The sequence below is a fragment of the Verminephrobacter aporrectodeae subsp. tuberculatae At4 genome, from assembly GCF_000193225.1.
Classification (GTDB): domain Bacteria; phylum Pseudomonadota; class Gammaproteobacteria; order Burkholderiales; family Burkholderiaceae_C; genus Acidovorax; species Acidovorax aporrectodeae.
In genome coordinates this window covers 1-491 of record NZ_AFAL01000835.1, presented here as the reverse complement: position 1 = coordinate 491, position 491 = coordinate 1, and the positions used below count along the sequence as shown (strand labels likewise).

1 protein-coding gene is annotated in these 491 nt (G+C 63.5%); it reads left to right on the top strand.

Going from position 1 to position 491, the window contains the following annotated elements; genetic code table 11:
- Positions 1 to 491: SwmB domain-containing protein (locus VTU_RS29535; protein ID WP_010108938.1), on the top strand; the 491-nt coding region annotated here is incomplete at both ends.

Here is a 491-nt window from a genome sequence, read left to right as displayed (position 1 = left end):
AGACACCACGCCCCCGGTATTCAGCAGCGCCACGGTCAACGGCGACAAGCTGGTGATCAGTTACACCGAACAGAACAGCTTGGCCGACGTAGCGATATCGGGCTCGGGAGGCTTTTCGGTATACCGCGAAGACTACGTCAACGGCGCGCCAGCGAGAATTGCAGGAGAGTTCACCGTCCAGAGCGTCGTGGTGAATGGGGCGGCCAAGACCGTGACGCTGGCACTCACAGAACGTCCCGTGTACCACGGTGCGCGGGTGACCGTCAGCTACTCCAGGCTCGTATCCGGGCTCGCATCCGGCAATGTGGTGCAGGACGTGGCGGGCAACCACGCGGCCAACTTCGATATCATGACCGTGACCAACATCACGCCCGCGCCGGGAGACACCACGCCCCCGGTGTTCACCAGCGCCGCGGTCACCGGCAACCAACTGGTGATCAGCTACACCGACACCAACAGCCTGAACGCGGTGACGCTCGCGGGCAACGCAG